Genomic DNA, 23276 nt, shown 5'->3' with positions numbered 1-23276 from the left:
GTATTTAGTGGTAAGTGATCTGCGATTTATTGTCACGGTTAATAACAAATGCAAAGCTAGCACCTACATCTGACGCTTCGCGGATGGCGTAGCTGGCAAAATGTTGAATGTCACCCGTTGCGATGACAGCACTGCAATTCCCGCTGCGAAGCGCTTTTTCCATCAACTCCTGGTCTGATTTGCTTTTTTTATTGTTCAATACCAAGACCTTGTTTAAATCAATGCCAGCACTTTTCAATAAGTTCTTATCAACCAGAGCATTCTGACCAATAAACATGATCCAGCGGTTCTGCTGGCTAGCTTGTTTGAGGATACGTAGGAAGTAGGCCAATTGGGCTTGGCTTTCATCATTGAATGAAACCTCAATTGGACAATTCACGGTATGAGGAGAAGGGGTGCCCTCGGTATGCGCGCCAAATGTCGCTTTGTAAACCTGAGCAGCAGAAACCGTGTTTTGGTGTTCAAAGTAAGCAGCCATAATCCATCATCCTCAAACAGTGTTTATTTATACATGCTGTATGTCTATACAGTAGTGTTAATCAGACGCTGTTGCAAGTGTTTTTTATATTAAGAAGAGAGGGAGGAGGTGTTTTTTATGCTTAAAAAGTAGCGGTTATGGATTTAAATCATTGTATTTATTGATAAAACAAGTTCTCATCAAAATGATTTGAATAATTTGTCAAACAAGTAGTTTGAAATTTGGAGTACAAATGACGGGATAACCAGTACTGTATACAGGTAAAAACTACTGTATAAACACCTGTGTATACAGTGGTGGTGAAGGTCGGAATGACTAGGTGCATGTGTGCGTGTTGTCTTTTGGTGCATATGTGGGCCAGCTCAAAAAATGATGAAGCTAAAGGCAATACCGACCAAATATGCGATATAACGGTTAACTGATTACAAAAATTGGCATTGGGTTGTTTATATCCAAGGGCGGTAGCGTGCTTAAAGGTTTGAGAATGGGCTCTTTACACCAGAGGCACCATTTTTTAAAACGTGGGTGTAAATCTCCGTTGTTTTAACATCACTGTGGCCCAACTGAGACTGAACTGTCCGAATATCTGCACCGCTTGAAAGCAGGTGAGTGGCAAAACTGTGGCGCAATGTATGGCAGGTTACTAACTTCGTAATGTTTGCCAGATTCGATGCCCGCTTCACTTCTTTATTTAGTGCCGACTTATGAATATGGTGACGCCTTAGGATATTAAATCCGCAGCATTCCATATTCAAAATCTATGTCACCATATCTAAGATGTAGGACTTCAGAAATCCTCAAGCCGCTTGCATACATAAGTTGAATTGGGAGTAATAACTTAGGTTTAATGGACTTAAAAAGTTGCGATACCTCAAGCTGTGTTAAAACGATAGGGATCTTTTTATCGCGGTTTGAACGTTTAAAATTCAAACTAGTGTCAACCGGTATGTTAAGGAATTTATTATATAAGTATGACAGTGCATTGAGTGCTGTAGACTGTGTACGAGCAGCTACACATTTTTGTGCAGCCAGGTACGTTAAGTACTGACTTATTTCATCTGAGCCCATTTCACGCGGATGCCGTTTATGGTGATAGAAAATATACGATCGTATCCAATAGATGTATGCATCTACAGTTCGCTGGCTGTAATGGCGCACATACATATGTCTTTTGATTGACTCTAAAAAAGGCGATTTGTTCAAGGTCTTTACCTCTTATTGAATATGTAAACCTATACCGGAGGGGCTAAATGGTGGTGACATTTGACTAATAGTTTCGGTGTATCGCACAAAGTACGGAGTGGGTGGCCATATTGTTACATGATGAATGTGATAAAAATCCGCTGGTGATAATGGAGAAAGTGATATGTTGAAATTTTCAACATATCACTTTTTACTTGTTAGCTGTATTGCTGGCAAATGCATGAATTTTAAATGATTTTAGTGATTCATTTGAAAGGTGACTGTATGATATGAAGATTGATAAGTGAGAAATATTCAATCTATAAAGCTGTTAGCAAGCATACAGTCAAACAAGTCAGTTAAGGATAGAAAATGATCTCAGCATATAATCCGATATTGCGAAAAGTAACATCAGAGTCACCAGATTGGTATAGGCACTTTAATAGTGTGTTTTACATGTCTCAATTGACTAATCAAATACTGTTATCTTACATGGAAACTACTATAGAAAGTGACAAGTCTTTGATGCTTTCCGAGTTAGACAACGAATTGAAAGCAAAGAAAATAATCTATGAAGATTCTAAGTCGGGCTCGATTATTATTCCAAAAGAAGCCGAACTGAAATCTATACATATAGAGGACGTGATTGAGCAAATTATCGAAAATGTGTTCTCAAATCGAGGTGACTTTTTACAGCATTGTGCACATGGTATGGGATTGCATATAACAGGGAATGTACAGAAAGAAGTAGAAATTGATCGGCAACTTCTCCTTGATGCGACGACATCAAGAAACTGGTATGAACTGTTAAAAGGTCTTCTAAATGTATGGGAATTTATTTTCTTGTACGGCGCTGTTGAGTCTGCACTAAAAGATGTGCTTGGTAAGTCTGGTCAAGTTCGAGAAGAAAATTTGGTTAATGAAATCTATCAAAAATATGAAGCCTTATCTGACGTAGTAGGTTTTGAACAAGATGATATTGAAAAAGTATGGATATTTTACACTGAATTAAGAAATATATATGTGCATAATCATGGGCATATAAACGGTCGAATCAAGTCAAATATTGGTGGTAAGTTAGAAGACATGAAAAAAGCCATCTATAGTATGCACAAAGAAGAAATTATGATTATCGACCTAGAAGCAATCATGAAAAAGCATCTAGTTAAAAATAGTAAGTTTTACTTTATGCGTGATACTGAATTGAATGTCTTTAGAAATACGGTAATTCACTTTATAGAGAGTGTTGAAAACGTATTTATTGATGCAAAAACTGCTTGCTAACAAAGCATTTAAGAGTGATTCCCAACGCATGGCATTTTTCATTCCATCGTTGGGTTTTGTGTTTACGGTGGTAAGGTTGAGTTTCGTGGTAGCGTTGCTCACACCTTAATGCGGCTACATGGACTCCCCCGGTTGTCAACAACAGCGTCAGGTAATGGAAGGTTGGGACTGCCGCTCTACATTCGGTCTATTTACTGGCTTTGTTGCCATGACCCTGATGACACTACGCGGTTGCGGTTCCTCATTCGTTAGAAGGCATCTACAGTGCCCGCCGCATTATCAGGTTTTCCCGCAAAAGGTCTGAACCTTACATCATCATTGGCTATTGCAATGACCCGGTGAAGCTATTTATTCCTTTTGAAATTGACTTTTACATTGGTTGGTATTCGGTGTCGTTATTGAGTAGCGACCAGATAATTCTCGCGTTCTTGGCTGCAAGGGCAACAATAGCCCGCTTGAAGCCTCGTCGTTCGACCAGACTTTTGCACCATAGGCTAAGCCGATCAGTTTTATTGCCAATGGCCGAGATAACAGCCCTCGCACCGTGAACCAATAATGTCCTGAGATACTTGTCTCCTTTTTTGGTTATTCGGCCAAGTCTGGGTTTACCACCGGTTGAATATTGTGACGGTACCAACCCGAGCCAAGCCGCAAAGTCTCGGCCTTTATCAAATTGTTCGCCTTTACCGATACTGGCGATAACGGCAGTGGCGGTAATTGGGCCGATACCTGCAACTTTCATGATTTTCTGTGCATTATGGCTACGAGAAACCAGCATGTTGAAGCAGTGCTCTTGGTCGGCAATACGTTGGTTAATACTCAACAAGTGCTCGTAACTGTCGGAGATAATAGCTCTGGCTAAATCGGGCAGCTGGTTTTCGCCATCTTCAAGTGCTTCAGGGATAGCAGTTTGTAAGGCATGTCGGCCTTTTGGTGCGATGATGCCAAATTCTGCTAGCATTGCTCGCATCTGGTTTAACAGTGCTGTTCGCTCATGAACCCAGTTATCACGGGCACGATGTAAGAAAAGGATGGCTTGTTGCTCAGGTGACTTGATCTTAACGAAGCGCGTTGAAGGGCGGGTGACCGCCACACAAATAGCCACAGCATCGTTGAGATCGTTCTTGGCACCCGTCCTGAAAGGTGCCACATATTTCGATGCCATGATCTTTGGCGTATGGCCGAGTTTTGCCAGTTCTCGAGCCCAGTAATGGGAAGCCCCGCAGGCTTCCATCCCGACAATTGCAGGTGGAATATTGGCAAACATAACTAAGACTTTTGAGCGAGTTATTGTTTTATGGATCAGTATCTTGCCTTGTTCATCTTCGCCGTGGATACTGAACGAATGTTTGGCTAAATCAATGCCATAAATTGATTGTGACATGGTGGCCTCCAAGGACTGTAGTCAGACTTACCAAGTGTGGCAGAGCCTGATGAGGGGGAGTCCATGTCATTCGTTAGTTTTTTTAGGAGAATGGGGTGAGTCAATATTTGATCGAACCTGAAATCCCTGGGGGATTTGGTGAAAACACTTTGGGGCATTTTGATGTACACCCGCCAAAAGTAGAAAAGTTACACTTAGAGTTTGATGGGTGGTTGGGTGATGACTTATTAGAGTCATTTCCGTGTTTTTTAGTTTCTGAAAGCTTGGCGACAGCATTAGTTGCATCACAGTTGTCTGGATACAATCTTGCTGCAATGGAACTATCAAGTTCTGATATATTTCAAGAATTACAGCCAGAGTGCTGTTTACCTAGTTTCTCGTGGTTACAAATAACGGGAGACAACGGCAAAGACGACTTTAGCGTGTCCGAAAAAGGGATGTTATTAGTCTCAAGAAAGGCGATGCAGTTGCTACAAAAGTTTCAGTTAACTAATGCTGAAATCATGGTGTACAAAAGCTAACAAGCAATTTAAGCAGACTGCCAACGCTTGGCATTTTTAGTACCGTTTAGCTTTAGTGATTTAGGTGGTAAGTTTGAGTGTATTGGTAGCGTTGTCAGCTACTTAATTGGGCGTTATGTTTATCGGGGAAAATATGGAACTAAACATGGAAATTAAAGATTGGATAACAATCGGTGCTGTTATTGTTGGTCCAATCCTAGCTGTTCAGGCTCAGAAGATTATTGAAAATGTCACTGAACGAAAGAGAAGAAAACTTCAGCTGTTTCATACTTTGATGGAAACACGCGCAACTAGGTTAGCAGGAAATCATGTTTCTGCACTCAACATGATTGACCTTGAATTCTACGGGAAGTCACTTTTTGGAAAACGTTGGCAATCAGCTGCTGATAAAAAAGTTACCAATGCTTGGAAGATCTACAATGATCATTTGAATAACAGTGTCCCAGATGAAAGGTTGGATGCATGGATTGAGCGAGGAAATGATTTGTTTACAAGTCTTCTATACGCGATGGCTCAATCATTGGGATACGACTTCGACGAAGTTCAGCTTAAGAGAGACTGTTATAGTCCAATCGCACATGGTCGTGTCGAAAATGAACAAACTAAAATCCGTGAAGGCGTATTAGCTGTTTTAGAAGGTAAGCGCTCGTTACCGATGTGTGTTACATATTTACCTCCGTACCATCCAATAGATCCAGTAGTAGAATCTGAAACTTATGATAAACCTGTGACAGACGACAATTCGGAAGCGCTGGCAAAATAAACATAACAAATAAGGATACGTGTCGCGCAGCCGACACTTCTATCCGGTTGTTGGACAAGCCTGTGTCGCCTTATTAAGTAAATTGCTCGATTGGAACTTGATGGGCGCAGCGCCCGCGGCTTTCTTCTGGACGAGCGTTGCCTGGAAGTGACAACTGATGCTTTCACTTCAATGGGTTACCGTCTGAGTTCGGTCTTTCGTTGACTACGCAACGTTTAATCCTTACTTGTTGGTATAAATATCTCTAAACGCAATGTTAAATAAAAGTGATTGTGAAATCGACACGGATTTGTTTATTGTTATAAATAAACAAATATCTTGTTATGTTATGATTACTTTTATTCTTGATGACAACATTAGTTATCCTCTTTTTCAATTTTTTGATAAAACCTCTGGAAAGCTTGCTTTAAATATATATAAAAAGTTTAAGTCTTATGAAGTTCATGGTGATGTCTATCATTGTAACCACTTGAAAGTTTTAAACTCTAAGATATGGAAATATAAAGGTTTAATCTACAAGTTAAGAGTTGATAATGGAAGTGAGTCAGCAAGAGTACTTTTTACAAAAACAAAAAGTGGTGATGTTATTATTCTTCATGCATTTTTTAAAACAACACGAAAAACACCAAAGAAAGAAGCTAATCAAGCCATCACTGTGTATCAAATATTTGATAGCCTTGATAAGAAAATATTCGAACTTGATGTGAGTTGCATAAACAGGAGCTAGTCAATAACGAGTCGGTATGATGTCCTTTTAGATCTTACCAAACACAAACTCTTCACGGCTGTCGAGCCATAACGGATATTTGGTCATGGCTTCAGAATACAATGGATTGTCATAGTGAGCGGTTATCCAGCGTTGAAGGTTTGGGTAGGGGGCGTTTAAGAACCAACGGCGGTCAACACGGGAGAATTGGCGTATAAAGGGTAATATTGCGTAGTCTGCCAAACTTGGATTGTCGCCCATTAAAAAAGATTGCTCGGCTAAGCATTGTTCAAGGTGATCAGCAAACCGTTCGCATTGATCACGATGTTCTACTTCGTCATCGTGGTGATACCGTGACGCAATTTTGTATTTATCTAACGACATGACAAACTCAGTATCATTGCGTTTGATCAGTTTGATTATTTCTTGAAAGCTGTCGGGGTGATCACTTAATAGCATGTTGCTTGGATCGCTCTGCTGTAATGCCCAAACCATAATATCTAGGCTCTCATCGATAACCGAGGCATCCTGGCATACCAGTACGGGCACCGTCCCTTTTGGCGAAACACTTAGCATTTCATCAGGCAGGTTTGTCGTTACGACGTCACGTAAAATAACCGGCTGTTGAGCCAACAGCAAAGCGAGCCTTGCCCTTACACAGTAAGGGCAGCGGCGAAGAGAGTACAATATAGGCAATGTCATGTGCTTTCCCTCGCGATATCTAACACGCTAATATTTATGACTATAGCCCTATTATTTGGGTATTAGGCATTACGAGGTGAACATTTCTTTTGCTATTGGCTTTTCTTGTTATTGACTGATCTTCTGCTTTAGTCGGGCATAACCATCACTATTGATATCTTCATCACGACAGATACTTAGTAAGTCATCGATAAAATGATGAAGTGCGCGGTGTTCAATCCGTTTTACTTGGCCTTGCTGTTGCTCCGTAAGCATGTGATACATAGTCGCCGCCCCGAAATCACCAAAAATGATATTGGCTTCTTCGTCAAACAAGGTGTTATGGGCGTACAAATCGCCATGACAGACTTGGTTTGTATGCAAGTGACTGAAGACGTCTTCCATCTGCGCAACGATTTTTTCAATCTGCGTAATAGTTAGCGTAAAGTCTGGCCAAAAGGTATCGCGGGTACAACTGTTGAAACAAGGAGGCAGCCCCAAGTTACGGTAGTGCGAGGGGATAAGATTCATAATTAACGCCAAATAACCACTCTCATTGACTTGTGCCAGTGACTGCACAAGATTGGGGTGATTGCCGACTTTCAGGCATGCTTGCAGCTCATCCTCAGGGTAACCATCGCTGGTGACTTCACCTTTGAATACCTTTACGGCAATGTCGTTAGGAAAAGCTGATTGAGCTTGATTCCATGCAGCCTTTGAAATAACACCAGAGGCACCTTGCCCCAGCACTTGCTGCAAGGAGTAACTGGAAGAAGACACTTCCGGTACGGATTCAATTGCAACGTGCGATTGGCAAAACGGGTTGCCGGCAAAGGCGAACCACGCGAGCTTGGGTAAGCTGAGTAATTGGTCGGGACACTCAGTTAACTCGTTTGCTGAAATACGTAACAATTCAAGATTGCTTAGTTGCGCCATGCTTTGCGGCAAGTGGGTTAGACGGTTACCCGCTAACGCTAACTTTTGCAGCCGTGGACGTTCACCCAGAGATTCTGGCAGGGTTTCAATCAGGTTATTGGTCAAGATAAGCCAGCGTAGTTTGGGCGGTAATGAGTTTGCCGGAACCTGTTTAATCTTGTTTGATTTGAAGCCTATCATTTCCAAGTCAGGGCATTGGCCAAGTACTTCAGGAAGTGATTCAAAGCGGTTATTAGAGGTAAACAAGATCTTGAGTTTACTCAGTTGGCTCAGCTCGTCTGGCAGTGAACTTAGCTGATTATTGGATAAATCAAGAATTTCTAAGCTATCAGCGAGAGAGAGAATTTCTAATGGGAATTCTGTTAAATCTTCCGACAACTTCAAGTGCTGAATGCCTGTTAGTTCGCCTGATTTTAGCTGAGAAAGTGAATGCAAAATGATAAATCCGTACTTTGAGAGATACAAAAAGGCGGGTAGTCTACTAGAAAAATAGATGTATACCCAAGTTATCATCGGGCTTAATTCATGGAGGAAGTGCCGTTGTCATTGCAGAAAGAAGTTCATCTGTGCCCATGTTGTCGGGTAGAAACATATCATGTTGTCGTTTTGGTTAGAAAGCCAGCTGTCTACAAGGATACAGATAACCGAAAGGTGAAAGAGTTTATATCCGGTTTTATTAAAGGTTGGGCGCTTGGACCGTTTGTGGCTTCAATGGATGAGTTCTGCCGTCACCTTGTCTGTGAAAATTGTGGTGAGAAGAGAATCGAGGATTAGTGTCAATATCGGCAGAAAAACCGAGCCTAGTTAGATCAAACTGTTTGCTTATCTTGCCGTTGGAGAATCATGGAAGAATTACAAGGTGGCCGTGAGGGCCAAATTTATCGTCACCCGTAAATTACATTATTATTGGTTATTGGCATGGATGAGCACACAACAGGAAAAATTATGCGAAAGGATATATTCGGAACGGCTTTACCCATTATTCAATCGCCCATGGCCGGTGTTCAAGACAGCACTTTGGCTATTGCAGTTAGTGAAGCGGGTGGGCTAGGGTCTTTACCTTGCGGCATGTTAAATATTGACCAGATAGTAAGCGAAATTAAGACGATACAATCAGCCACGAGTAATCCTTTAAATCTCAATTTCTTTTGCCATGATATGCCAAGTTATAACGAAGCACGGCAATTACGGTGGCAACATAGACTGCAACCATACTTTTCTGAGCTAGGCGTAGAGTGCGAGAGCCGGCCCAATAGCGCCAGCCGAGTTCCATTCAACCACGACATAGCTGATGCAATAGAACCTTTTTCTCCTGACGTTATTAGCTTTCATTTCGGCCTTCCCGATAAAGACTTGCTTGCTCGTATAAAGAGGTGGGGTACAACCGTTATCTCATCGGCCACCACTGTTGAAGAAGCCATTTGGCTTGAATCAAATGGCGTTGATGCGGTTATTGCTCAGGGGATTGAGGCGGGGGGACATCGTGGCATGTTTTTGTCGGGGGACCTCTCCACTCAGGTGGGGCTATTCTCGTTAGTGCCCCAAATTGTCAGCAGTGTAAAGGTGCCGGTTATTGCTGCTGGCGGTATTGCTGACAGGAAAGGAGTCGATGCTGCTTTCATGCTTGGCGCGGATTATGTTCAAGTCGGCACAGCTTACCTTCTTTGTCATGAAGCTAAAACCTCACCTATACACCGCTCAGCACTTAAAGGAGCCGGCTCACAGCATACTGCGATTACCAATGTTTTCTCTGGTAGGCCTGCACGCGGCATTGTAAACCGGGCAATGAAAGAGCTTGGCTGCATGAGTAATGATACGCCCGATTTTCCTTATGCATCAATCGAGATGACCCAGCTACGAACGCAATTCGAAAAACGTGGTCAAGGTGATTTTTCTCCTCTGTGGTGTGGGCAGAGCACCGAGGGTTGTAAAGAGATCTCAGCAAGGGAGTTGACGTTATCACTTGTATCGAACCTGAATTATTATGAATAAATAGGAATGCTATGAGACAGCAATATCATTTCCGTCAATCAGATGAAGGGTTACTAGCTTGGGATGTTTTTCGATTGATACGGTTAGCCAAGGAGCTTCCTGAGATTGACGTACCTTTATCCAATATAAAGGAACTGGATGAAGAGTTTTGGTATGAGCTTGGTAGAGCTAAACCAACATGCCGGAATATTGTGGAACATGCCAGTTTGATTGATGCGTCAGATTTGTCCTACCCAATCATATTGTGTCATCAGGGTAGGGTGATGGACGGTATGCACCGGGTTTGCAAGGCTGTATTACTGGGTAAAGAGACTATTCGTGCCGTGCAATTTTGTCAGGCGTTAGCTCCGGATTACATCGGAGTGGAGCCTGACAAATTGCCTTACTAAGTCGATGCCTATAATGTGTATTTTTTTATCTATTGAGTTATAGGGATTCTGATGCCACAACCAAGGGTTATCCAGACTAAAATCGTTGATATTGAGTGCGGAGAGAATGTCACCATTATAGAGCCCGTCAATGTATATGGTTGTCGCTTAAAAGAGGGTGTCTTCATTGGGCCTTTTGTTGAAATCCAGAAAAACACCATCATTGGTGAAAGAACTAAAGTGCAATCTCATACTTTTATCTGTGAATTCGTAACAGTAGGTGCGGACTGCTTTATTGGCCACGGTGTGATGTTTGCCAATGATTTATTCAAAAGTGGCGAGCCGGATCCAAACCCTGATAGCTGGGGCCGGACGGTTATTGGAGATAATGTGACAATTGGCTCCAATGCGACGATCCTCGCAGTGAGTGTTTGTTCGGGCGCTGTGATTGGGGCCGGTAGTGTGGTGACAAAGGACATTACCGAAAAGGGTATATACGCGGGAAACCCAGCAAGAAAACTGAGAGAACTACCATAAATTCACAGCACTTGGCTCGAAAAAAAGCATCAGAGTACAAATATAACCATGACTTGAGGCAGGAATTTATACTCTGAAGCTTTGTTTTACCCTTGGCTGTTTTCATAACCAAAAGTTAACTAGTTCACTTCTTCGACCTTCAGTGTTATATACCCTCGGTTATTACCATAGAATCCCCATGCATCATTAGGGAAACAGTAAAGGTAACCTGATTTCTTCACTGCTATTGTCGTCCCCGAACCTATGTTGAACTGGCGAAGCGGGCAGTGTGTGCCGTCTTTGTTGGGGTTACCGCCATTGGCAATTGCGCCAATTAAACTAAAGTACGGTGCTTCTTCTACCCGCTTGGTGAGAACGAAGTTTGCGTCGGGCTTATCGAGTAGCTTTTTGTATAGCTTTTCCACAAAGCCCAGACCTTCACTGGCAATATGGGCGATTTCACCTAGGTAAAATCGGCCGTCATTGGTGCCTGCTGGGCCACACGGAACACTTTTATCTACCCATTGACCAGCCGCGGTAAAGCGATAGCTTTTGCCTTTTTGCAGGTAGATCCCTGTCCAAGACCATGGGTGTTTGGCATAGATATCAACTTCTATAGAGCCCCCTTCAATGAAAGTCTGTGTAGAGCGATAGGGACCTTGTTTTATTGGTGGCTTTTCACGTCTTTCCAGTGCGGACTCATGAAAGCTACCAGCCTGCTTTTCAAAGCAGGGTATATTACGAGGAGCAGTGACTAGCACTTTCATAAAACCAACATGCGAATCATGAAGCTCAGCCGCATGGTTAGGTATGATCTGGTCAAGCATGTCCTCGTGCCAAATAAGGTCATCTGAAACACTTTTCAGCTCATTGACCATCCAACTAAGGGTTGTGTTTGAGAGCCCATCTTCTTTATAACCACCGCCAATATCACTATGTACACCAGGGAACCATAATTGTTTCATGGATGGGTGAGTATCGCTTTCCCATAATGTTGGGCTAAAACTGCCTCGTTGCTCATCAATCGCGACAGCATGCCGAGCATGTTCAACATTTGCACTGAGCTTTACATCATGGAATTGATACTTTTTAGGGTTATCAAACAGATCAGCAACCGCTTTATCATCAGGCACACCGAGTGCACCAACTGTGTCCCAAACACCAAGGAAGAATACTGTATTCGAATTTTCATGAAATTCGATATTATGGTGAGCCTTTAAATACTCAGCCGTTTCACACTCTCTATATCCTTGGGTATAAACCAATTTTACTGTTTCGTCCCATTCATCTTCTTTTTGTTGATGTAGGTTGACGATACCCAATTTACAGATCATTCCGGCTAAACTGCGGGCCGTGAAAGCGCCTCGACTAAAGCCGGTTAAAATGATTTTGTCTCCTGCTTTATATTTGTCGGCTATCCATTGGTAGCAGTCGCGAATATCTTCAGAAATTCCGAAGCCGAAAATCCCACCTGTGAATTTATCTATTCCCCCCTCGGTACCGACACCTGCTTGATAGCGTTTGCGCTGAAGGTCTGGCTTTTCAGGTAGTGCATCAAAGAGCTGCTTTACATTGGTTGGGGCTAGCTCTCCTTTGTCTCTGTTATCAGGGTCATTCCATGTACCATCACAACACACAATTAAGTAAGCCATTTTACTCTCCTTGTTTGGGGTGTTGAGTGTACAAGAAGCGTAGCTTGCAGAATGTGCAACCGGTGTGATACTGCTCCAAAATGTGGCTAATATGATTTGATGTGTATCAAAGCTTGAGGGGGTAGAGTAGAAGGAGGGATATTTCTAGAAAAACTGACTAGTTTTATATGTAAGATTGGTGCGGAGGGAGGGACTTGAACCCTCACGTCCTTGCGGACACTAGCACCTGAAGCTAGCGCGTCTACCAATTCCGCCACCACCGCATGTCACCTTACTCATCAGTGTCTAATCTTTGCGCCAAGGCGCTTGGAGCGAACAACGGGAATCGAACCCGTGTCATTAGCTTGGGAAGCTAAGGTAATACCATTATACGATGCTCGCATATAAGTCACTGATTACAAAGCAACGATAAGCCTGCTCTGACTTTCTCGCAATCGTAAAAGATAAATTTTGCCACATCCATCACGCTTTAAAGCTGCTTTGATGACTGTTTGAATGTTTAATGAACAGAGCAATTTGAAGGCATCTGGCCGTTCCATCACCGTGACATAAACTGAAACACCAGCAAAAAGTGTCGGTCTTACTTTATACCTATCGTTGTTGCCCGGCATAAACATAACTGCCTATCCTTAACATTTATTCTGGGTGTAGAGGGGGTATATATGATGCGTCGTCTTTCAATATCATCAGCGCTAGTCTTGCTGCTTGTTTCGAGTTGTACTCTATTGGTTGGTTGTAATGATTCTACCGAACCTATGGTGGGTGCAGATGAAGATGAACACGGTTGTAAAAATTCTGCGGGATACAGCTGGTGTGCAAAATCAGAGCAGTGTGAGCGTCCTTGGGAGTTAGCCGAGCGTGAGGGGTTTGATAATACTGAAGAAGCCTTTGAACTCTATTGTTCTAGCACAGCAGAAAACTAAGCGATGTCATGTCAATTAGTACTTTTTGACCTTGTTTACTAATAGCGCCCTGTTTATCTAGGGCGTTTTTGTATCTGCATTATAATTAAATAGAACCTACAGTTATATTAGTAATGCTGCTTACAACTTCCATTATGCCTCTCTGGTGTTTTTGGTCTAACCATATAGTTGTGCAGAAAAATGAACATCATCTTTTAGGTATAACTATTTTGTAACCGTATTAGCAGTATTTGCATGGGGAAAATTTGATATTGCTCGGTATTCCTGAAAAGGATGGTTACATTTGGTAATACTTTGTGATTTTATTGATGGGATTGTTAATTGTTCTCAATTTATAGTGCATGACACAGGGAGATAAAAATGAGCCATTCAGAGTCAGATCTGAAAAACCTTAAACGTCGTCAGTTTTTGAAAACAACCACAGGACTTGCTGTCGCTGGGGTGGGGAGTGCGCTGCTTAGCAGCACAGTGAGTGCGGCAGATGAAGTAGCTGATTGGCAGTCCCTTCATTTTGGTGGAAATGACAATGATTTTTGGCAAGAAGTTAGACGGCAGTTCATGCTCGATAACAGCACAACCTATATGAATATTGGTACGACAGGCTCGATGCCAAAGTCAGTATTACAAGCTTTTCATGAGAACAATAAAACCGTTGCTAAATATCCGTGGGACATGGATGGAAAATTTGGTGGTTGGCCGTATGTTTCTGAGATGGTGACTGATATTGCCGCCGGTTTTGGTGCCGATCCTAATGAGATCATTTTGAGCCGCAATACCACTGATGGTATGTGCTCGATTATCAACGGTCTGCATTTTGAGCCTGGGGATGTCATTCTCACAACCCATCATGAACATGTGGCTGCTTCATCGCCATTGAATGTGGTCAAGCAACGTTTTGGGGTGGAGGTTGTTGAGGTCGAACTGCCTGTTTATACCGGGACTGAAAAAGTTAGCGAGCAAGATTATGTTAAGGCATTCAGAAAAGCGTTAAACGAAAACAGTAATGTTCGGTTAATGGTGTTCTCGCATATTACCTATAAAACAGGTACGCGTTTGCCGGCGAAGAAGTTATGTCGACTCGCGAAAAAGTATGCGGTACCGACGCTTGTCGATGGGGCACACACCATCGGGATGATGGATTTGGATTTCCACGATATCGACTGTGACTTCTATGCGGGGTCGGGCCATAAATGGCAGTGTGGCCCTGGGGCGACAGGGATCTTGTATGTACGGGACAATGCGACACGATTAGATGAGTACTGGCCTGATCGGGAAAACCCATTGTGGTATATCAACTCGTCTTTATCTCATGCTGGCTACCTTGGTACCCAACTACAGATGCAATACATCGGTAATGATAATTACCCTGCTAAACAAGCGCTAGCTGACAGCTGTAAGATGTGGGATGAGATAGGCCGCCGTCGCATTGAGTCTCGTGTTTTGTATTTGAGCAAATTATGCAAAAGCTTATTGTCTGATGCATTGCCGCAAGCTTTGGTGTTCTCACCAGATGTAGAGGGGCTAGACAGTGGTTTAACAACATTCAACCCATTCCCATTCAATGTTTCTGATGGCGATTTGCTGACTGAATTTAGGGATAGGTTGCGTGAAGAGTATGGCTATATTATTCGTACCACCGACTTCAAATTGTACAAAGATGATGCCGACTCGACTTACTCTCTGCGTATTTCTACTCATTTATTCCATAATGAAAAAGATGTTAAAGGGTTAGTGAAAGCAATAAAACAGTTGTATCAAGCAATGGCCTAATATAAGACGCCCAGTTCGCTGGGCGAATATTTCCCAGTCACTTCTGGGTGTTTGGGGGACTGTACTACAAGGATGAGGGCAGGGTTTAATGAAGAGTGCGAGACAACTTTTACGATCGTTGATTGCCGCGGCGGTACTTGGTGCTGGGATGCTGGTTAGCCCTTTGTCTACCGCTGACGATTTAGCTGAAATCAAGGAGAGGGGCGTTTTGCGCCATATCGGTGTCCCTTATGCTAATTTCATTTCATATATAAAAACAGAGGAATTTGAGTCTCTCAGTGGGCTCGATGTTGAGATTGTAAAAGGTTTTGCCAAATCGCTAGGTGTCAAATACGAATATGTTCCCGCCCAATGGGATACTGTTGTCGGAAAGCTGAATGGCCAAAACGCCTTGTATGTAAATAGCGAGATTGTACTGGGAGATAAGTCGCCGATAGAAGGAGATATTATCGCAAATGGTGTAACGGTTTTAGATTGGCGTGAAGAATTAGCTGATTTTTCAATAGATTATTTTCCTTCAGCAGTATGGCTAGTGGCGCGTTCTGATTCACCTTTGACACCAATTAAGCCAACCGGTGATATAAATAAAGATATTAATCTTGTAAAGAAATTGATTAAAAACAAAGATGTATTGGCAATGGAACAATCTTGTCTCGACCCCCATTTGTATAACTTGTATGACACTGGCGCAAATATCATTCTTCCTGAGCCCGGACGAAAGTTAAATGAAATGGTGCCAGCAATTTTAAACAATGATGCTGAAACCACGTTATTAGATGTAGCAGATACATTAATTGCTTTAGATAAATGGCCAGGGAAAATTAAAGTTATTGGACCAGTATCACAAGATCAAAGAATGGCGGCTGCATTTAGGAAAAATAGTCCTGAATTACGTCATGCATTTAATCAATACTTAACTAAGATTAGAAAAGATGGAACTTATCAGAAGCTTATAGAAAAGCATTATCCATCGGTTTTTTATTTTTATGGCGACTATTTCAGTAAAAGCAATGAAGCTGATTTATGAAGAAATGGATACAAAAACTATCAAGTAGTAATCTGATAATACTTGCCGCAGTTTTGCTGGCGGCGTATTTGATTTTGATTTTGGCTGTAACCAACCTAGGCCAAACTAGGTTAAATGAGTCGCAGCATCGTGAGCTGACGCTTAAAGTTCAAAGCTATACCAGTATGCTTGAGTACTTTTTTAGCGTTTCCAGTGAAGAGATCACTGACTTTACGACAGACAGGGCCATGACAACCTTTTTCGCCAATTTGGCGTCTGGCATGTCAATGGAATACGGTTTGGGTGCGAGCCTGATGAAGCTCGATCACGAACTGGATGCATTGGTTGAAACTAGGCTTATCAACGAAATACCAGTATACAATCGCTTTGTTTTGACCAGTTATGATGGCTCTGTGATTGTCGATACCGCTGAAAGTATAAGCTTGGTGGTTGATGTTAAGCGCTTTGAAAACGCTGAAGGCGGCACCAATGTTTTACATACCAGCTATGATCAAGGGAAACCGCATATTGAAATATACAAAACAGTGTATTACTCCGGACGGCCTGTCGCTTATTTAATTGCCGATGTGAATACCTCTGTAATTATTGAGCAGTTAACCGCGCAGGAATATGAGGGAAGCAGAAGTAGAATGCTGCTTTCCACTGCGCGTGACGATATATTAGTGTGGAATTCAATAACGGATGATGTTTTAGAGCAATCCGATATTCTTTTTTTTCAATTTCCAATAGAAAATACACCTTATCAATTAAAAGGTTGGTTTTCCCCTGTAAATGAAAAAGATATATTCACCTCCGGTTGGTTTGTTGTGGGTATTTCATTTCTAGCCGTGCCAGTTATTATCGGTCTGTTTTTTACCTTCAATATCAATAGTGCCAACATCATTTTAAAAATAAAGTTTGAAGAGTCACATAAGCAACAACGAGTACTTGCCGTTCAAAATGAACGGCTGGTGGAAGAAATTGATCGAAGAACAGCATCTGAACGGAAATTAGCGTACCAAGCTACGCATGATGTTTTAACTGGATTGCCCAATCGAAAATTTGGCAATGAACAACTGGAGTTGATCATTGCCGATGCAATCGATACTGACAGCAAAGTACTCGTGATGTTTATTGATCTCGATAACTTTAAGCAGATTAACGACACGCTGGGACATTTAGCGGGAGACTTTATTCTTACCGACAGCAGCCAACGCTTGTCGTCAGTCATTGGCGGGGGAAGTGTATTAGCGCGTTTGGGAGGAGATGAGTTTTTGCTCATTATTCCCAACCTCCGTGACGAGGAGTATGCCCAATCATTGTCATCCACGATTTTATCGCTGTTTGATCGTCCGTTTACCTGGAGCAACCAAGAGTTTTTCATTACTACCAGTATTGGTATGGCGGTTTTCCCGAGAGATGGAACAAATACTCATCAGTTGCTGGCGGCAGCCGACACTGCCATGTATCGGGTTAAACAAGATGGCCGTAATGCGTATCGGTTCTATGACACCAGTATGACGACTGACGTGCAGCGTACAATGGACCTCGACAGCCGGTTACGGCAGGCCATTAAAAACAATCGTATTGAGATGCATTACCAACCAATATTGGATTTGGAAACGAATCAAATTGTGGGCGCGGAAGCTCTGATGCGCTGGGAAGATGAAAAATTAGGCTCCATTCCACCCGATGAATTTATTCTACTGGCCGAGAAGAATGGCTTGATTCACCGACTTGGTGAGATTGCAATTTTTCAGGCTTGTCACCATGCGGCACATTGGCAAAGTATTGCGCCAATAAAAATCTCAATTAACTTTTCCAGCGTGCAGTTCAGATATTGTGAAACGCTATCAGCCCAAATACAAAAGGGGCTAGAATCTTCAGGGCTTCCTGCAAATAAGCTCGACATTGAAGTGACAGAAAGTTTGTTATTCAATCACAATGATGAGGTTGTTTCTTTGCTTGAGGATTTGCGCAGTCGGGGGGTTGAGTTGACGATTGATGATTTTGGCACCGGCTATTCTGCACTGAGTTACTTGCAAAAGTTCCCATTCGACAAATTGAAAATAGACAGGTCATTTCTGATAGATATTGACCAAAATGCGTCTAACCGAGAATTGGTAAACGCTATTATTGCGATGGCTAAAGCGCTGAACATTCGAGTTGTTGCTGAAGGGGTTGAAACGAAGTGGCATACCGAATATCTATTTCAGAGTGGTTGTGATTATGGGCAAGGTTATTTCTTCAGTAAGCCTTTACCTGCGGCTGAGTTTGAACGCTTGCTTTATAAGTCAAAGGTGCCGCAGTCGGTAGCTTAGTATTATTCGGCTTTGGCCCTGACATTCAACGCAGAGAAGATAGTTGTCTACTTTCTGCGTTGAATGCTGTTAGCTTTTAGAGTGCTTCTACTGGGAAGTGCTCACAGGGCTTAACAATTTCATTCTGGGCTGCAATGGTCTGCAGTTCCCACTCACCACGTAGCGAAGTTTCTTTCAATACAGCGTAACAGGCATCGTTACAATGGCTGAATGCTGCCTCTGCGTTGCTTTTTGCTAGGTACTGGCCTGTAAATAGAGCGGAAATTAGGTCACCAACACCGACTGGCTGCTTGTCAAACTCAAGATGAGGGCGCTGGGCTAACCAACAACCTTCTTGGGTGGCCAGCATCATAGAGAACATCTCATTCGATACGCTGTGTAGGTGCTTGACCAAAACCATCTTCGGGCCTTTGTTCAGAGCAACTTGGCAAGCCTTGACTGCGTCTTCCAAAGAGTTAATTTCCATCCCAGCAAATTGGCTAAGCTCAAATTGGTTCGGCACGATGATATCTGCCATTGGCATTAGGGTATTGATCAGGTGTTCGGCGATACCTGGGGCAACAATACAACCCTTATCTGGCGCACCCATTACTGGGTCGCATACGTATAGCGCTTCAGGGTTGGCTGCTTTTACTTTTTTTACTGTTTCTTCAATAGCTAGACATTGTTCAGCGCTGCCTTGGTAACCGCTGAGAACCGCTTCACAGTTAGCCAGTTGGCCAATAGCTTCCATACCAGAGACTAAACTGGTGATATCTTCTGCAGCAAAGGCACGTCCCGTCCAGCCTTCCTTGTACTGAGTGTGGTTAGAGAATTGAACGGTATGGATTGGCCATACTTCAAAGCCCATGCGCTGTAGCGGAAAAACGGCTGAACTGTTTCCTGCGTGTCCATAAACGACATGTGACTGAACAGAAAGAATGCCTTTCATTATTTTTATCCTGTTGGGGTATGTGACGCATCGATAATAATGTGACATGCAGCTTATCACAATGAATTAATGGGTGATTGTTACATTGCAGTTGTGGAAAGTACTGTTTGCCGTAGGTGGGGTTGTCAGACTTGCTGTGACGCGCCAAATTGGTTTATATCCACACAATGGGATTAGGTTACCAATTAACATTAAAGAGGGCGTTACATGGATGTTCAAAAAATAGTGGCTATGAGTGACATTGAGCATCAGCTTATTGGTTAGCTATTTTTTTCTTCAGACATAACGATTTATTACTCGAGGAGTACGTACTGGTCAAAAAACGACCTAAGTACGCTTTGTGAACAATATTCATCATATAAAACACTCACTAAAAAGAGGGATAAGTTTATTTGATGATTTTGTTATCTTCTTTTTAATCAATCTCTTACCGATTGTTTTTATATCAATATCACAGATATGCAAAAAAATGCATTTATCATAGGTGATTTGTTGAATAAGTTGCTATCGATCATGAAATTAAAAGTTGTAAATTGCTAGTTTACGCAGTGCATAATATTAAAGGAGTATAATATGCAAGACGCAAACTCTAGATTTCCATTTATTGCCAGAGTACTTATCTTACGACAGTTCCTGTGGGGTGCAGCATTCTACGGCACCTACGTTCTGCTAACTAAATTTTTCCTCGTTGAACTTAATTACAGTGAAGCCGATACCATTATGATGATGGGTGCTTTCGGTGCTGTAGGACCTGTTTTCTCGGCTGTGGGTGGTTTTGTTGCTGATCGTTATATCGGTTCATTTCGTGCGGTGTATATTGGTTACACAGTCTATACCATCGGTTTCTTTACTCTGGGGTATGGGGCGAGTTCGTTAAATGTACCGCTGAGTATTTTTGCTATCGCACTTATCGGATACGCGAGGGGACTTTCTGCAACAAGCCCAACGGTATTACTGGGTAATTCCTATGCGGCAGATAACCGCGATTCGTTCCAGCAGGGTTTGACGGTAAACTATTCGATAAATAACTTAGGTTCATTCGCATCTAAATACCTTTTCCCGTTCATGGTTGCTTACTTAGCGTATCAAGGGAATTTCTATATTGCGTCGGGATTAATGTCGATTACCTTGGTGCTGTTCGTACTGTTCCGTGATCGTTTTGTAAGTGTGGGTAACGATATTGACCGCCGTTCTGTATCAATGAAAGTGTGGACGGCATTTGTTCTGGGCTCGGCGGTTATGCTGGGTCTGGTATTTTGGGTATTCTCTAACCTTGATGAAGGTAAATACCTGTTATATGCACTAGGTGCTGGCGCTATTGGTTACTTCATTTATGAAATTACCCGTGCAACCACTGCCTTTAAATACAAAATGTGTGGGGTGTTGATCCTCATTTTCATCATGATCGTGTTCTACTTCTACTACGGTCAGATGCTAACCTCGATGAACATTTATGCTATCAACCTAATGGGTGACCATCTGTTTGGTTTGATTCCTATTCGTCCTGAGTCAAATGCTGCATTTAACCCGTTATGGTGTTTTGTGTTGGGTGGTCCGGTTATTTTTATCTATGGATGGTTAGAAAGAAAAGGAATTTCACCGTCAATCCCAACTAAATTTGCAGCGGCTTTCATCTTCAGCGCCATTGCATTCTCGTTACTTGGCTTGTCAACTAGCTTTGTTGGTGACAATGGTAAGATCTCTGCAGACTGGATTCTATGGGTACACTTCTTCCAGTCTTTGGCTGAGTTGATTGTCGGCGCCTTGGGGGCTGGTTTTATCTTTGAAATGGTGCCGCGCTACCTCTCTGCGTTCTCTATCGGTCTGCGTTCTGTAGCATTATCACTAAGTGGTATTCTGGCTGCGGTTATTTCGACCAAGATCGCTTTGCCGAAAGATGTTGAGCTAACTCAGGATATTATCGAAAGTGTATATGCAAGTTACTTCTTCAACCTAGCCATACTGGCCGTAGTGATGGCGTTTGTCACGCTGGCACTATCAAAAGTGATTAACAAGCTGATCAGTAAAGGCGAAGAACTGGAGAAGGAAGAAGAGGCGAAGTCTCTGACTCCTCAGTATTAATTGATTGCCAAGCGTAAATTGATATAAAAAGAATGAAAGCGCTAGCCGTTGCTGGCGCTTTTTCCCTTGGCGTCTAATGTGGTTAGTGACGTTGCGCTACAGTAGGTTCAGCTGGTGTGATTTTGAGGCTTGTCTCTAGGCTAGTCATTTCAACCACATCCACTTCCAGTACATCTTCACCGAGTAGTTCATCAACAAGCTGTTGTGAGAATGGCCAGTAGTTTAGGGTGATATCGAGATTGAGCATAGCCCCGCTATCGGCAGGCACCACGAAGGTGTAGTCTACAATGGAGTAGCCCTTAGGCGGGATTCGCGTATCCGCCAATACTCGGTCCACCTCCCACACATTTAGATCAACCACCTCGCCTTTGGCATTCCCAAGCCAAACCTTAAAGTTGCGGGTATTGGGTTCGGTATGGCCATCAATAATCGCGCCTGAGCGATAGAGGCTAGGGTAGTTATCAGAGCTGACTTGGAAATCGACCCACACTTCACGCCCCTCTGGAAAACCGGTTGGCAGCTTATGCCCAGCGCCGACGTTGCTGACTTTGACTTTTATAGTGACAGTGTCACCAGCTTGAATGGTTTCAGGTATATCGACAAGCTCCATAATGGCTGCTGATCGTAGCATCGCTCTTGCTGCTTCGGCACGTTCGGGCGATTTGAAATAGTTGTGCAGGGTCGAATTACCGCCAGTGAATTCGTGAGAGTAAATATGCTTGCGCTCTTTACCCATAATCGCCGACTTGCCTGGGTTTTCATTGATGCCTGGCCCCGGAGTCATGTGACAATCCTGACAATGGATATCTTGCTCATTATAAATACTTTCTTGCCATTCGTCATAAGTGCGCTCAATGGCCGTACCGTTAGTCGGATGGGTTACGTTATGGCATGTCGAACAGAACTCGGAGCGAGTTTGTACATCGAGGTAGGCCGTGTTGTGATAAGGGGATTCGGCATCTGTCCTTGGTCCTAATTTTACGTGCGCTTCTCGGTTTGGAGTCAGTACATAAGCGCCATTATCGTGCCCGGTTATCCCCGAAATGTTATGGCAGACTTCGCAGTTCACCCCCGGCAGATGCTCATTTGTTTCTAGCATTTTGGCCGAGGCATTCATACTCGTCATTCCGATAGGGCTATGACAGGCTATGCAAAAGTTGTCGATTTCGCCATTAGTTGCGGCGCTGGCACGTTTGAACAGGGCCTTGTAGATAGGGTCGTCCCATGACTTGGCCATGACGGAGTTTTCCCACTGTTTATAAATCTCTTCGTGGCATGCTTTACATACGGTTGGGTCTTCAAACATGTCAGGTGTCAGCTCTCTTCCTGCGGTTTGTACCCGCGAAGGATAAAAGGGATACTCGTTATTGATTTGTTCTGCTGAGCTCGCTTTGTGTGGTTTGAGCCATTTGTTGTTACCGGACTCTTGGTTGGCGAATGTATAAGAAGTGAATAAAAACAGCATACAGCCCATTGCTATCCACTTAATCGCTGAAGTAGACGTTGATTGCCTCTTAACTCGCAGCGTTAAACTTTGTGTATGACTAGCAAGACATAACCCCAAGGGGTTATGTGGGATATAAGTTTCTGTTTTCATGATGACTTCCATTTTTATGCCTAGCAACTTAGTCACGGGAAGTGTAGGTGAGCTATTTTTGAGACAGTGTGTAGATTCTGTTAAATACACAGACTTAATATGGAGAAAGTCACTGAAAGATCCTCTGTATTCAAAACTTGAAGTCATCGAACGGGTTGCACTATGGTGGCGATTGGTGTGATA

At 42.8% G+C, this 23276-nt stretch carries 21 protein-coding genes, 2 tRNA genes and 1 pseudogene; 13 read left to right on the top strand and 11 right to left on the bottom strand.

The window, feature by feature from the left end; translation table 11 throughout:
* Positions 1-4: 4 nt before the first annotated feature.
* Both ACVA58_RS03925 and ACVA58_RS03920 read right to left on the bottom strand, forming a co-directional pair.
* The gene (locus tag ACVA58_RS03925) at positions 5-478 is read right to left on the bottom strand and encodes a cell division inhibitor SulA (protein WP_446509141.1); all 474 of its coding nucleotides are present in this window, start codon (positions 476-478) and stop codon (positions 5-7) included.
* 470 nt (positions 479-948) lie between these two features.
* Positions 949-1642 (bottom strand): annotated as a pseudogene (locus tag ACVA58_RS03920) (tyrosine-type recombinase/integrase).
* A gap of 390 nt (positions 1643-2032) precedes the next feature.
* Between ACVA58_RS03920 and ACVA58_RS03915 the strand changes: the two are divergent.
* A complete protein-coding gene (locus ACVA58_RS03915) occupies positions 2033-2944 on the top strand; it encodes a hypothetical protein (RefSeq protein WP_446509140.1) in 912 nt (303 codons plus the stop codon).
* 370 nt (positions 2945-3314) lie between these two features.
* Here the strand turns inward: ACVA58_RS03915 and ACVA58_RS03910 are convergent, their stop codons facing one another.
* Positions 3315-4328: an IS110 family transposase gene (locus tag ACVA58_RS03910; RefSeq protein ID WP_446509139.1), complete on the bottom strand. Its 1014-nt coding sequence runs from the start codon at positions 4326-4328 to the stop codon at positions 3315-3317.
* 95 nt (positions 4329-4423) lie between these two features.
* On the opposite strand from ACVA58_RS03910, the gene ACVA58_RS03905 reads away from it, so the two are divergent.
* The 3 genes from ACVA58_RS03905 to ACVA58_RS03895 all read left to right on the top strand — a co-directional run bounded on the left by ACVA58_RS03905 (position 4424) and on the right by ACVA58_RS03895 (position 6339).
* The gene (locus tag ACVA58_RS03905) at positions 4424-4849 is read left to right on the top strand and encodes a hypothetical protein (protein ID WP_446509138.1); all 426 of its coding nucleotides are present in this window, start codon (positions 4424-4426) and stop codon (positions 4847-4849) included.
* Positions 4850-4994: 145 nt separating this feature from the next.
* Complete coding sequence (locus ACVA58_RS03900) at positions 4995-5612, top strand: DUF6680 family protein (RefSeq protein ID WP_446509137.1); 618 nt, start codon at positions 4995-4997, stop codon at positions 5610-5612.
* A 328-nt stretch (positions 5613-5940) separates the two neighbouring features.
* Positions 5941-6339, top strand: coding sequence for a type II toxin-antitoxin system RelE/ParE family toxin (locus tag ACVA58_RS03895; protein ID WP_446509136.1), 399 nt, complete (start codon positions 5941-5943; stop codon positions 6337-6339).
* 27 nt (positions 6340-6366) lie between these two features.
* On the opposite strand, the gene ACVA58_RS03890 is transcribed toward ACVA58_RS03895, so the two are convergent.
* Both ACVA58_RS03890 and ACVA58_RS03885 read right to left on the bottom strand, forming a co-directional pair.
* Complete coding sequence (locus ACVA58_RS03890; protein ID WP_446509135.1) at positions 6367-7020, bottom strand: glutathione S-transferase; 654 nt, start codon at positions 7018-7020, stop codon at positions 6367-6369.
* Positions 7021-7128: 108 nt separating this feature from the next.
* Positions 7129-8370, bottom strand: coding sequence for a leucine-rich repeat-containing protein kinase family protein (locus ACVA58_RS03885; protein ID WP_446509134.1), 1242 nt, complete (start codon positions 8368-8370; stop codon positions 7129-7131).
* Positions 8371-8475: 105 nt separating this feature from the next.
* On the opposite strand from ACVA58_RS03885, the gene ACVA58_RS03880 reads away from it, so the two are divergent.
* From ACVA58_RS03880 to ACVA58_RS03865, 4 genes are all read left to right on the top strand, one after another.
* Positions 8476-8709 carry a hypothetical protein gene (locus ACVA58_RS03880; RefSeq protein ID WP_446509431.1) on the top strand — a complete coding sequence of 78 codons (234 nt, stop codon included), beginning with the start codon at positions 8476-8478 and terminating at the stop codon, positions 8707-8709.
* A 144-nt stretch (positions 8710-8853) separates the two neighbouring features.
* A complete protein-coding gene (locus ACVA58_RS03875) occupies positions 8854-9927 on the top strand; it encodes an NAD(P)H-dependent flavin oxidoreductase (RefSeq protein WP_446509133.1) in 1074 nt (357 codons plus the stop codon).
* A gap of 11 nt (positions 9928-9938) precedes the next feature.
* The gene (locus ACVA58_RS03870) at positions 9939-10316 is read left to right on the top strand and encodes a hypothetical protein (protein ID WP_446509132.1); all 378 of its coding nucleotides are present in this window, start codon (positions 9939-9941) and stop codon (positions 10314-10316) included.
* A 51-nt stretch (positions 10317-10367) separates the two neighbouring features.
* Positions 10368-10832, top strand: a complete 465-nt coding sequence (locus ACVA58_RS03865) for an acyltransferase (protein WP_446509131.1) — start codon at positions 10368-10370, stop codon at positions 10830-10832.
* Between the two features lie 119 nt (positions 10833-10951).
* On the opposite strand, the gene ACVA58_RS03860 is transcribed toward ACVA58_RS03865, so the two are convergent.
* The 4 genes from ACVA58_RS03860 to ACVA58_RS03845 form a co-directional block, all read right to left on the bottom strand.
* A complete protein-coding gene (locus tag ACVA58_RS03860) occupies positions 10952-12463 on the bottom strand; it encodes a DUF2235 domain-containing protein (RefSeq protein ID WP_446509130.1) in 1512 nt (503 codons plus the stop codon).
* Between the two features lie 176 nt (positions 12464-12639).
* Positions 12640-12726: transfer RNA gene (locus ACVA58_RS03855), tRNA-Leu, on the bottom strand.
* A 44-nt stretch (positions 12727-12770) separates the two neighbouring features.
* A tRNA-Gly gene (locus tag ACVA58_RS03850) sits at positions 12771-12844 on the bottom strand.
* 14 nt (positions 12845-12858) lie between these two features.
* Positions 12859-13080 (bottom strand): hypothetical protein, encoded by a 222-nt coding sequence (locus tag ACVA58_RS03845; protein WP_446509129.1) that lies wholly within the window; start codon positions 13078-13080, stop codon positions 12859-12861.
* A gap of 45 nt (positions 13081-13125) precedes the next feature.
* On the opposite strand from ACVA58_RS03845, the gene ACVA58_RS03840 reads away from it, so the two are divergent.
* The 4 genes from ACVA58_RS03840 (at position 13126) to ACVA58_RS03825 (ending at position 18483) form a co-directional block, all read left to right on the top strand.
* A complete protein-coding gene (locus ACVA58_RS03840; protein ID WP_446509128.1) occupies positions 13126-13386 on the top strand; it encodes a serine protease in 261 nt (86 codons plus the stop codon).
* A gap of 360 nt (positions 13387-13746) precedes the next feature.
* Complete coding sequence (locus ACVA58_RS03835) at positions 13747-15156, top strand: aminotransferase class V-fold PLP-dependent enzyme (RefSeq protein WP_446509127.1); 1410 nt, start codon at positions 13747-13749, stop codon at positions 15154-15156.
* 148 nt (positions 15157-15304) lie between these two features.
* The gene (locus tag ACVA58_RS03830; protein ID WP_446509430.1) at positions 15305-16183 is read left to right on the top strand and encodes a transporter substrate-binding domain-containing protein; all 879 of its coding nucleotides are present in this window, start codon (positions 15305-15307) and stop codon (positions 16181-16183) included.
* The gene (locus tag ACVA58_RS03825) at positions 16180-18483 is read left to right on the top strand and encodes an EAL domain-containing protein (protein ID WP_446509126.1); all 2304 of its coding nucleotides are present in this window, start codon (positions 16180-16182) and stop codon (positions 18481-18483) included. The genes ACVA58_RS03830 and ACVA58_RS03825 overlap by 4 nt, the downstream gene beginning before the upstream one ends.
* Before the next feature lie 76 nt (positions 18484-18559).
* Here the strand turns inward: ACVA58_RS03825 and pdxY are convergent, their stop codons facing one another.
* Positions 18560-19414: a pyridoxal kinase PdxY gene (gene pdxY, locus ACVA58_RS03820; protein WP_446509125.1), complete on the bottom strand. Its 855-nt coding sequence runs from the start codon at positions 19412-19414 to the stop codon at positions 18560-18562.
* 573 nt (positions 19415-19987) lie between these two features.
* Here pdxY and ACVA58_RS03815 point away from each other — a divergent pair.
* On the top strand, positions 19988-21496 hold the full coding sequence (locus ACVA58_RS03815) for a peptide MFS transporter (protein WP_446509124.1): 1509 nt from the start codon (positions 19988-19990) through the stop codon (positions 21494-21496).
* Between the two features lie 82 nt (positions 21497-21578).
* Here ACVA58_RS03815 and ACVA58_RS03810 read toward each other — a convergent pair whose 3' ends face one another.
* The gene (locus tag ACVA58_RS03810) at positions 21579-23093 is read right to left on the bottom strand and encodes a multiheme c-type cytochrome (RefSeq protein WP_446509123.1); all 1515 of its coding nucleotides are present in this window, start codon (positions 23091-23093) and stop codon (positions 21579-21581) included.
* Between the last annotated feature and the right edge of the window lie 183 nt (positions 23094-23276).

This window comes from Photobacterium sp. DNB22_13_2 (assembly GCF_052873915.1).
The sequence above is the reverse complement of the archived record's forward strand: the minus strand, read 5'-3'. Positions and strand labels throughout refer to the sequence as shown.

Excerpts from the sequence above, each read along its gene's own strand:
- ACVA58_RS03925 (WP_446509141.1), bottom strand. The coding sequence starts at position 478 with ATGGCTGCTTACTTTGAACACCAAAACACGGTTTCTGCTGCTCAGGTT.
- ACVA58_RS03915 (WP_446509140.1), top strand. The coding sequence starts at position 2,033 with ATGATCTCAGCATATAATCCGATATTGCGAAAAGTAACATCAGAGTCA.
- ACVA58_RS03910 (WP_446509139.1), bottom strand. The coding sequence starts at position 4,328 with ATGTCACAATCAATTTATGGCATTGATTTAGCCAAACATTCGTTCAGT.
- ACVA58_RS03900 (WP_446509137.1), top strand. The coding sequence starts at position 4,995 with ATGGAAATTAAAGATTGGATAACAATCGGTGCTGTTATTGTTGGTCCA.
- ACVA58_RS03895 (WP_446509136.1), top strand. The coding sequence starts at position 5,941 with ATGATTACTTTTATTCTTGATGACAACATTAGTTATCCTCTTTTTCAA.
- ACVA58_RS03890 (WP_446509135.1), bottom strand. The coding sequence starts at position 7,020 with ATGACATTGCCTATATTGTACTCTCTTCGCCGCTGCCCTTACTGTGTA.
- ACVA58_RS03875 (WP_446509133.1), top strand. The coding sequence starts at position 8,854 with ATGGATGAGCACACAACAGGAAAAATTATGCGAAAGGATATATTCGGA.
- ACVA58_RS03870 (WP_446509132.1), top strand. The coding sequence starts at position 9,939 with ATGAGACAGCAATATCATTTCCGTCAATCAGATGAAGGGTTACTAGCT.
- ACVA58_RS03865 (WP_446509131.1), top strand. The coding sequence starts at position 10,368 with ATGCCACAACCAAGGGTTATCCAGACTAAAATCGTTGATATTGAGTGC.
- ACVA58_RS03860 (WP_446509130.1), bottom strand. The coding sequence starts at position 12,463 with ATGGCTTACTTAATTGTGTGTTGTGATGGTACATGGAATGACCCTGAT.
- ACVA58_RS03845 (WP_446509129.1), bottom strand. The coding sequence starts at position 13,080 with ATGTTTATGCCGGGCAACAACGATAGGTATAAAGTAAGACCGACACTT.
- ACVA58_RS03840 (WP_446509128.1), top strand. The coding sequence starts at position 13,126 with ATGATGCGTCGTCTTTCAATATCATCAGCGCTAGTCTTGCTGCTTGTT.
- ACVA58_RS03835 (WP_446509127.1), top strand. The coding sequence starts at position 13,747 with ATGAGCCATTCAGAGTCAGATCTGAAAAACCTTAAACGTCGTCAGTTT.
- ACVA58_RS03830 (WP_446509430.1), top strand. The coding sequence starts at position 15,305 with ATGCTGGTTAGCCCTTTGTCTACCGCTGACGATTTAGCTGAAATCAAG.
- ACVA58_RS03825 (WP_446509126.1), top strand. The coding sequence starts at position 16,180 with ATGAAGAAATGGATACAAAAACTATCAAGTAGTAATCTGATAATACTT.
- pdxY (WP_446509125.1), bottom strand. The coding sequence starts at position 19,414 with ATGAAAGGCATTCTTTCTGTTCAGTCACATGTCGTTTATGGACACGCA.
- ACVA58_RS03815 (WP_446509124.1), top strand. The coding sequence starts at position 19,988 with ATGCAAGACGCAAACTCTAGATTTCCATTTATTGCCAGAGTACTTATC.
- ACVA58_RS03810 (WP_446509123.1), bottom strand. The coding sequence starts at position 23,093 with ATGAAAACAGAAACTTATATCCCACATAACCCCTTGGGGTTATGTCTT.